Source organism: Algoriphagus chordae, from assembly GCF_003254055.1.
Taxonomy (GTDB): domain Bacteria; phylum Bacteroidota; class Bacteroidia; order Cytophagales; family Cyclobacteriaceae; genus Algoriphagus; species Algoriphagus chordae.
Genome location: NZ_QKZT01000037.1, coordinates 1 through 6,911, shown reverse-complemented (window position 1 = coordinate 6,911; position 6,911 = coordinate 1). Strand labels below are relative to the sequence as shown.

General features: G+C 41.4%; 7 protein-coding genes, 1 pseudogene and 1 riboswitch. Of the genes and pseudogenes, 5 read left to right on the top strand and 3 right to left on the bottom strand.

Annotation, left to right across the window (positions count from 1 at the left end; translation table 11 throughout):
- A partial coding sequence (locus LV85_RS21880) for a transposase (protein ID WP_211318457.1) occupies window positions 1–261 on the bottom strand: 261 nt, incomplete at its 3' end.
- A gap of 201 nt (window positions 262–462) precedes the next feature.
- Here LV85_RS21880 and LV85_RS21875 point away from each other — a divergent pair.
- Window positions 463–690 carry a hypothetical protein gene (locus LV85_RS21875; RefSeq protein WP_146260531.1) on the top strand — a complete coding sequence of 76 codons (228 nt, stop codon included), beginning with the start codon at window positions 463–465 and terminating at the stop codon, window positions 688–690.
- Window positions 691–737: 47 nt separating this feature from the next.
- Here the strand turns inward: LV85_RS21875 and metE are convergent, their stop codons facing one another.
- Window positions 738–3,065, bottom strand: coding sequence for a 5-methyltetrahydropteroyltriglutamate--homocysteine S-methyltransferase (gene metE, locus LV85_RS21870; RefSeq protein ID WP_111323471.1), 2,328 nt, complete (start codon window positions 3,063–3,065; stop codon window positions 738–740).
- A 188-nt stretch (window positions 3,066–3,253) separates the two neighbouring features.
- A riboswitch (cobalamin riboswitch) is annotated at window positions 3,254–3,451 on the bottom strand.
- Window positions 3,452–3,714: 263 nt separating this feature from the next.
- On the opposite strand from metE, the gene LV85_RS21865 reads away from it, so the two are divergent.
- A complete protein-coding gene (locus tag LV85_RS21865) occupies window positions 3,715–4,218 on the top strand; it encodes a hypothetical protein (RefSeq protein ID WP_111323469.1) in 504 nt (167 codons plus the stop codon).
- Window positions 4,219–4,255: 37 nt separating this feature from the next.
- On the opposite strand, the gene LV85_RS21860 is transcribed toward LV85_RS21865, so the two are convergent.
- A complete protein-coding gene (locus LV85_RS21860; protein WP_111323467.1) occupies window positions 4,256–5,185 on the bottom strand; it encodes a hydrogen peroxide-inducible genes activator in 930 nt (309 codons plus the stop codon).
- A gap of 101 nt (window positions 5,186–5,286) precedes the next feature.
- On the opposite strand from LV85_RS21860, the gene LV85_RS21855 reads away from it, so the two are divergent.
- From LV85_RS21855 to LV85_RS21845, 3 genes and pseudogenes are all read left to right on the top strand, one after another.
- Window positions 5,287–5,844: a peroxiredoxin gene (locus LV85_RS21855; protein WP_111323465.1), complete on the top strand. Its 558-nt coding sequence runs from the start codon at window positions 5,287–5,289 to the stop codon at window positions 5,842–5,844.
- 77 nt (window positions 5,845–5,921) lie between these two features.
- Window positions 5,922–6,512 (top strand): carboxymuconolactone decarboxylase family protein, encoded by a 591-nt coding sequence (locus tag LV85_RS21850; protein WP_111323463.1) that lies wholly within the window; start codon window positions 5,922–5,924, stop codon window positions 6,510–6,512.
- Window positions 6,513–6,671: 159 nt separating this feature from the next.
- Window positions 6,672–6,911: pseudogene (locus LV85_RS21845) on the top strand (hypothetical protein); the annotation flags it as partial.

Below are 6,911 nucleotides of genomic sequence, written 5' to 3'. Positions count from 1 at the left end.
GCTGTGCCGGTCCTCCGGGGTGTCTATCGTCACTTCGCCAACGTTGCTCTTCACCGTTTTAGTGCCTTTTCCGTTGCGCTTATTACCCGAGGACCAACCTTTATCTTCATCACGGAGATGCTCATCCATCTCGGCCTGAAGAGACTCTTCCAAAAATTCCTTCAGAATTGGTGAAAGTGCTCCGTTCTTCCCGAAAAGGTTCTCACCTGATAAAAACTGATCTAATACTTTTTTCTTGAGTGCTGATTCTTGTTCTTTCATACTGCTCTATCTTATAAACTTTAACTAAAATTCAAAGTCTTAGACAGAGTTTAGATTACAGTCTCAATTTTCTCGAATGGTCTATTGCTTAGAGTATTCAAAAGCAATCGTACGATTTCAATTCCAATACCATTTAATCAAATTAAAAGGTTAGAATTAATAAAGGGAAAGGAGTCTATTGATCCCATATTTTTGTTCCCCATGTGGATTCTATTAAAATTAGGATTCCGTATTGACATTGCACGCTATTTCAGACTTAGATATTGGGAGTACAAAATAGAAGCAACCATTCTAGAAATTGAAACGCATTCGGCAACATTTAAACTTGAAACCAATGGTTACACTTTTAACAGTCAAGAAGAGTTCTTCCGTAAATTGATAGAGATTCAAGATTTAAAAATAATTAAGCCAACTCCTTTAAGAGGCTGAAACTTTTAAAAACGCCCAGCGGATTCAAAACCCGCCAGGCATATTTTTTAGCTCACAGGCTCAGAAACAGCTTCACGAAGTTCTTTCGCAGCAGCCACCATTTCAATCAAAGCCTTTCTGGTTTCTTCCCAGTGACGGGTTTTCAAACCGCAATCAGGATTCACCCATAGATTTGCCGCAGGAATTACCGCCTTGGCTTTCTCCATCAATTGGGTCATCTCAGCTTTCGAAGGAACTCTCGGCGAATGGATATCGTACACACCAGGCCCAATTTCATTCGGATAGTTAAACTCCGCGAAGGCATCCAACAATTCCATTTGCGATCTCGAACACTCGATCGTAATCACATCGGCATCCATGTCTGCGATGTTCTGGATGATGTCATTGAATTCTGAATAGCACATGTGCGTGTGAATCTGCGTTTCGTCTTTCACTCCACTTGCAGACAGGCGGAACGCTCGAACCGCCCATTCCAAGTAATTCTGCCAGTCAGCTTTGCGAAGCGGAAGACCTTCCCGGATCGCCGGTTCATCGATCTGAATCACACCAATTCCAGCTTTCTCCAGATCCACTACTTCATCCCGAATCGCCAAAGCAATTTGCGTACAGGTCTGAGATCTTGGCTGATCATTTCTCACAAAACTCCACTGCAAAATCGTAACTGGCCCTGTGAGCATTCCCTTCACAGGTTTGTCAGTAAGCGACTGCGCAAAAGCTGACCAGCGAACCGTCATCGGCTCCGGTCTGTGCACATCACCATAGATAATCGGCGGCTTCACGCATCTACTGCCATAGCTCTGCACCCAGCCAAACTTCGTAAAAGCAAAACCATCCAACTGCTCACCAAAATACTCGACCATATCATTCCGCTCAAACTCCCCATGCACAAGCACATCCATACCGATTTCTTCCTGCCAAAGGATAGATTCTCTAGTCTCCTCCTCCAACAGCTTTTCGTAAGCTTCTTGGGTCAAATCCCCTTTTTTAAATCTCGCTCTCCAGGATCTCACTTCTGAAGTCTGGGGAAAAGAGCCAATAGTCGTAGTGGGAAAAAGTGGGAGCTTTAAAGCCGTTTTTTGCAGCGATTGACGAGTTGAAAAGCCATTTTTTCGCTGATCATCACCCAAAGCAATACTGGCAACCCTATTTTTCACATCTTCATTGTGGATCAAAGAGGAAGTTTTCCTGTTTCCTACTGCTTGTTGATTTTGTGCCAAAATTCCCAAAATCTCCTCTGATCTATCCTTTTCAGCTAATTTTCCCAAAACGACCAATTCCTCTATTTTCTGCTTCGCAAAAGCCAACCATTGCTTTACTTCTACAGGAAGTGATTCGGTATTCTCCTCCAAACTCAGATCACAAGGAGAATGTATCAGTGAACAGGAAGGGGCGATCCAAACACGATCTTCACCGAGTGCTTCTACCGCTTTATTGATAAGCGAAAGAGAATGTTGAAAGTCATTTTTCCAGATATTTCTACCGTCCACTACTCCCAAGGACAGCTTCACATTGGCTTTCAATTTTCCAGAACCTAGAATATCATCCAACTGGGAAGGACATCTCACCAAATCCAAATGAAGGGTATGAACAGGAAGAGAGAGGGCTATTTCCAAATTTTCCCCAAAGCAATCGAAGTAATTGGCAAGAATGATCTTTAGCGAAGGGAATGCTTTTTTGATCTCTCCATAAACGTATCTAAATGCATTTTGCTCCTTCTCGGTCAAATCCATCGCAAGGAACGGCTCGTCAAACTGCACATATTCCACATGCAGGGAATCGAGTTTTTTCAGGATTTCCAAATACACTGGAAGGAGATTTTTGATCAGGTCGATCCGTTCAAAACCTTCCTCTTTTTCCTTACCTAAAAGCAAATAAGAAACTGGCCCGATCAACACAGGTTTGGTCGTTATTCCCACTTGCTTGGCTTCGGAAAATTCCTTGATGACCTTGGTGGAGAAAAGTTTAAATCCTTGATTCTTGGTAAATTCCGGAACGATGTAATGATAATTGGTATCAAACCATTTGGTCATCTCCATCGCAGTGATGTCCAGTCCATTTTGCTGATAACCACGCGCCATAGCAAAGTACAAGTCCAGCTCATTTCCTCCTTTTTGGAGAATCACCTCATGGTAGCGCTCTGGTATCGCCCCGACCATCAGAGACATGTCCAACACCTGATCGTAAAACGAAAAATCATTGGAAGGAATCAGGTCGATTCCGGAGTCCTTTTGAAACTGCCAGTTAGCTTTTCGGATGTTTTCTCCCGCAGTGAGCAGATCTGCAGATGTGATTTTGCCTGACCAATACTGTTCACAGGCTTTTTTGAGTTCTCGGCGGCTACCAATTCGCGGATAGCCAAGATTATGCGTTTGCATCTCTTTTAACTTTTAATGATGAATAATTAGTTAAAAGCTCTTTGGCTCGATCTCACAATGCAGGCGAATAAGGGAATCGGAAAAGTAAAATACGCACATAGGATCTGTTGTCTGAGCCGATAGACCCAGAGGAAAGCATTCTAAGAAAACGTATCAAACTTGACTATCAGGCCTCATATCGCGGAAGCATCGTCAATGCGGAATAGGCAGGTCTCCTGACTTGTAACGACTTTCATCGTCCTTCCCGTCTCCGTGGTGTGGGCGACAGTGGACTTGCGTGGATGATAGTCTTTGGTATGTTACTTACAGTTGCGCGACAGTTCGTGATTTTCACACGATTCCCTATTAATCTACAGCTAAGTAAAACCTCTTCCGGTTGATAAAGAAATAAAGTTAAGAACTATTTCAGCCGTGAAAGTAGTGAATTATATTTTAGAATTTCTGTAAAATAGTCCATTGTCAACATTCCATAGCCAGCTCTAGTTAACGAAACTCTGTTACTTCTTGGTTAAGACTTTATACTGCACACTTTACATCCTTATTGTGCATTCCTTCGGACAATAGTTATTCACCTAGCTCCAACAATAAGCGCTATTTAAATCCATCCTAAAAAGATATTTTCTTATTTTTGCGAAGCAAAGTGTCCACAATGATCCAGAAACTCTTTCCATTAGATAAGAATTACATCCTTCGACAGGCCCAATCTGTGCTTGAAGAGGAGTTGATTGATAGAATGGTTTTGGAATTGAAGCGATCCTACACTTCTCTGTATAATCCGCTTCAATTGATGGACACTACTTACACTCAGATTCTGGACACGTGTGAGTTTCCACGAGATCGGGTTAGATTAATCTATCGTCAACTTTGTGGCATTTATCGCTACAAACATGGTGATAATCAGCTAGAAATGCTTTTCGACGGAAGATCACATCTAGAAAAATTTCAGGATGACTGGACGGCTATACTTGTTGACTATGTACGTGAATTGGGAATTTATGAGCAGTACGTGAAAACGATGCTTAGAATGACCATACTTTTTGATACTGAGTCACGCGCCGAATGGGCAGAAAACCACTGCAAAGCTTTTATCAATCAGCATTTCGAATTGAAAGTGGTGAAAAGACATGGTGAACTTCTCCTAAAAGTCGGGTAATCAATCCCTAGTTATATTGGCTACACTCCTGGAATACCTACTTCCAATTAATCATCTTATACTGATTTTCTTTCTGAAAACGCTCCGGGATCGACAGCAGTATTGACTTTCGGATCGCATGAATCAATACGTTTTTGGTAAAATTGTTGGCTACCACAAGACTGATTTCACGAACGGGCTCTGGTGTATCAAATCTTCTGAGAATCTTCCGTTCTTCTTTGCCCATCACTGCCATTTCGGGCACTAGTGTATAGCCAACGCCTTTGTCCACCAATCGCATGAGAGACTCGATGGAGCCACTTTGAAACTCAAATCCAAAGTTATTTTTAGTTGCTTTGCTGTTACAGATAGATAAAATCTGATCACGGAAGCAGTGACCTTCATCCAGTACCAAAATTTGATTGGGATCAAGCATAGCGGGAATCAGATGTTTCCTGTTTAAAAAAGGATGCTGCTCTGGCAGATAAAGTAGAAAAGGCTCATAGAAAAGTGGAATTTCCCTAATAGACTTTTCTTCAAGTGGAGTAGCTAGCAAACCAACATCCAAGGTGCCTCGCTGTAATTCTTGGATGATTTCTGCAGTCTGCATTTCCCGGATCACCAATTTGGTTTGTGGGTTTTCTTTTACAAAAGCAGGCAAAAACAGCGGAAGCAAATAGGGAGAAACAGTAGGAATCACTCCTAGCGTAAATTCCCCTTCCAACGATTCCTTTTCTGTGAGCACAAATTCCTTTAATTCTGAAATTTCTTTCAAAATTTTTCTTGCCTTTAAAAGGATCAAATTGCCTGCAACTGTCGGTTGAAGTGGTTTGGTGTCACGATCGAAAATTTTGACTCCAATCTCTTCTTCCAACTTTTTCACCTGTGTTGTGAGGTTTGGCTGAGAGACATTACAGCTTTCTGCCGCAGTCACAAAATGCCTGAAATTATCCAGTGCTACGATGTACTCTAGTTGCGCTATTGTCATATAACTCCAAGTTATGAATAGATAAGAATTATTAATTTGATTTATGAAAAAATGTGAGACAACTTTGTGTAATAATTTTGAAAACTAAAAACAACAACAATATGAACAATCGCATGTTAGGCTTGGGAGCTGAATTCCCATCTTTCGAAAAAACCGCAGTAGTATCTAGAGAAAAAGGACAAGAATTCCAGACTATCAGCAACGATATCCACACTGCCGATGGCAAATGGATGGTGATGTTCTGGTGGCCAAAGGATTTTACTTTTGTATGTCCAACTGAGATCGCTGAATTCAATAACAATGCTGGTGAATTTGCAGACAGAGATACAGTTTTGGTAGGAGCTTCTACTGATTCTGAATTCGTTCACTTGGCTTGGAGAAACAACCACGAAGATCTTCGTGACCTTAAATTCCCAATGCTAGCTGATACTTCTAAGTCTCTTGCAGAAGAACTTGGTATTCTTGAAGCATCTGAGAAAATCGCTTACAGAGCTACTTTCATCATCGATCCTCAAGGAATCGTTCGTTGGGTATCTGCATACGATCTTTCTGTAGGAAGAAATGTTGAGGAAGTATTGAGAGTCCTTGATGCGCTTCAGACTGACGAGCTTTGCCCATGTAACTGGGAAAAAGGAGAAGCTACTTTGAACTTGAACTAATTCAAGTCTCCATAACTAATTGAGTAAAGGAGGCCTTTGAGTCTCCTTTATTTTTTTCAAACCAAAAATCTAACAGCATGGAAGTATTATCAATCAATCAATCAGTAGCCGAACTATTAGAGGTAGTTGGCTTGAATGAAGAATTTACCAATGAATCTTTGAGAAATCTGGGCGATGCTGATTCCAGATACGTGAAAGATTTGAAACTGAACTTTAAGACTATTCTTAAAGGAGATAAGCTAAACCAAAAGGAAGTAGCTTTAATGGGATTGGCGCTTGCAGCTAACGCGGCAAACAATCCACTTCAGGTATTTTTCAGAAAATTGGCAGAGGAAAACGAAGCTACTATTGCCGAGATCGGTGAAGCTGTAGCCTGTGCTTCTTTGCTTAGCAGCAATAATGTACTATACAGATTCCGCCACTTTGTGGAAAAGGAAAAGTACGGTCAAATCCCTGCAAGACTTCGTATGAATATCATGATGAATCCTGTATTGGGTAAAGAGTTTTTCGAATTGATCTCTACGGCAGTCTCTGCAGTGAATGGTTGCCAGATGTGTGTAGCTTCTCACGAGAATCACCTGATCGAATTGGGAACATCTGAAGAAAGAATCTTCGAATCCATCCGTATGGCTTCGGTAATTGAGAGCCTAGTGAAGGTTATCTATTAAGAATTATAGTCCGGTATATAAATACAAAAACCTCCTGAGCGATCGGGAGGTTTTTTTGTTGCTTTAACCCCAATTATGCAATAGGAATAGTAAAGTGATCCAAAATCTTTGAAAGGGAATAGAAAACCACGATTTTTAATAGAATTAAATCTCACCAAAATGGTTAATCTGCCGATTGAGTATTCCGACAAGCCAGTCACACCCTTTGGGGGAATGAGTTTGATGAAGCGTTTTGTGGATCAGACTGGAATCAAGGAGTATCTCAGCTCCCTTGATTTACCTCAGCCGGGATCTAACAGAGGCTATGATCCGGCAGATATTGTGACCTCATTTTGGCTAAGCATCTGGACTGGGGCTAGCCGTTATATTCATTGTGACTGGCTGCGTTATGATACGGTA